3 protein-coding genes are annotated in these 2,084 nt (G+C 70.7%); 2 read left to right on the forward strand and 1 reads right to left on the reverse strand.

What is annotated here, in order from left to right:
* Positions 1-969: leucyl aminopeptidase family protein (locus WBL05_RS07490; protein WP_424224876.1), on the forward strand; the 969-nt coding region annotated here is incomplete at its 5' end.
* 10 nt (positions 970-979) lie between these two features.
* A complete protein-coding gene (locus WBL05_RS07495; RefSeq protein WP_424224878.1) occupies positions 980-1,852 on the forward strand; it encodes an META domain-containing protein in 873 nt (290 codons plus the stop codon).
* Here WBL05_RS07495 and WBL05_RS07500 read toward each other — a convergent pair.
* On the reverse strand, positions 1,839-2,084 hold a 246-nt coding region (locus WBL05_RS07500; RefSeq protein WP_424224880.1), incomplete at its 5' end, for a hypothetical protein. The genes WBL05_RS07495 and WBL05_RS07500 overlap by 14 nt on opposite strands.

Consider the following 2,084-nt stretch of genomic DNA (forward strand, 5'->3'; position numbering starts at 1 on the left):
GCGCTGGTGCGGGCCACCAAACTGGCCCGCGACCTGGCCGGGACCCCGGGCGGCATGCTGACCGCCACCCGCTTCGGCCAGGTGGCCGAGGAGATCGGGCGGGCGTCCGGTCTCGAGGTGACCGTCGTCGAGGAGGCCGAACTGATCGAGATGGGCTGCGGTGGCCTGATCGGGGTGAACCTCGGCAGCGTCGAGCCGCCGGTGATGATCAAGCTGGTGTACCGGCCCCAGGGTGAGCCGACCGGGCACCTGGCGATGGTCGGCAAGGGCATCATGTACGACTCGGGCGGGCTGGCCCTCAAGCCGGGCGACGAGGTGCACGCCACCATGAAGAACGACATGGCCGGCGCCGCGGCGATCTTCGCGGCCATGACGACGCTGCGCGAGTTCGGCTGCACCAGCAAGGTGACCGGCTACCTGATGTGCACCGACAACATGCCGGGCGGGTCGGCGCTGCGGCTGGGAGACATCATCCGGATGCGGAACGGCAAGACGGTCGAGGTGATCAACACCGATGCCGAGGGCCGGCTGGTGATGGCGGACGCGCTGGTGCTGGCCACCGAGGAGAACGTGGACGCCATCGTGGACATCGCCACCCTGACCGGTGCCTGCCTGCGCGCCCTGGGTGCTGACATCGCGGGCCTGATGGGCAACAACCCCGACCTCATCGAACTGGTGAAGGCCTCGGCCGAGCGGGTGGACGAGCCGGTCTGGGAGTTGCCGCTGGCCAGGCGTTACCGCAAGGAACTGGACTCGGTGATCGCCGACCTGCGCAACCTGGGCGGGGCGAACGCCGGTTCGATCACCGCGGCGCTGTTCCTGGCCGAGTTCGTCGGCGACACCCCGTGGGTGCACCTCGACATCGCCGGCACCGCGCAGTCGGGCAGCGCCGAGAAGTGGCGCAACAAGGGCACCACCGGATTCGGCACGCGGCTGCTGATCGACTTCGCACTGAGCTACCACAAGTAGGGTTGCGGTGATGCGAGCCTCATCCGTGTTCGGGTTTGCCCTGGTCGCGCTGCTCGCGACCGCCTGCTCAACCGCCTCCCCCCAGTCGGGTTCGTCGCCATCCGGGGCATCCCCGGCCAGCCCATCGCCGACGGCGAGCGCCTCGCCGACCCCGAGCCCGGCCCGGTCCCCGGGTACCGCGAGCCCGGCGTCCTTGCTCGGCAACCGTTGGGTGCTCGACGAGCTGACGGACCGACAACTGGTTCCCGGCAGCGTGATCACCGCCCACCTGGGCACCGATCAGACGCTGACCGGGACGAGCGGCTGCAACCGGTACCGCGCGCAGGTGCTCGTCGAATCCGATGGCAGCATCAGGGTGGACGAGGCGATCGCGTCCACCATGATGGCCTGCGAGCAAGCCCTGATGGACCAGGAAGGTGCCTACCTCGCCGCGCTGACCTCGGCGCGCAGCTTCACCGTGGCCGGTGAGCGGCTGACGCTGCGGGACGCCGACGGTGCCGCGCTGGCCGCCTTCGTCCCGGAGAGCCAGGAGCTGGCGGGCACCGAATGGCAGGTCACCGCCTACCACAACGGCAGCAGCGCGGTGGTCGGCGTCCTGCAGGACACCACCGCGACCATCGCGTTCGGCTCGGACGGTGCGATCTCGGGGACGGCCGGCTGCAACCGGCTCACCGGTGACTTCGCGACCACCGACGACGGCGCCATCGACATCGGCCCTCTCGGCACCACCCGGATGATGTGCGTCGAACCCGAGGGCGTGATGGAGCAGGAAGCCGCTATCCTCGCCGCGCTCGAGGCCGCTGCCAGCTACGCCGTTGAGGGCGACCGCCTGGAGCTGCGGACCACCGACGAGCAGGTCGCCGTCCAGCTCACCCGGAACTGACTACCGGCACCGCGCCGGGCGCCGACGCACCGACTTGCGGCTCCTCCCCGGGCAGGTGGACCCGGGGGAAGAACCGCCAGACCAGCTGCGTCGCCAGCAGCCAGCCCGCCACCGCCAGCACCACCAGCACGTAGTCGCCGAGGTGCGGCAGCACGTCAAGCCGGAACTGCCGGCGTCCCAGCGGCACCGTCGGCACCAGTGTCGCAACCGCGGCCAGCGCGCCGGCCAGTAC

This window comes from Brooklawnia sp., assembly GCF_049651565.1.
Taxonomy (GTDB): domain Bacteria; phylum Actinomycetota; class Actinomycetes; order Propionibacteriales; family Propionibacteriaceae; genus Brooklawnia.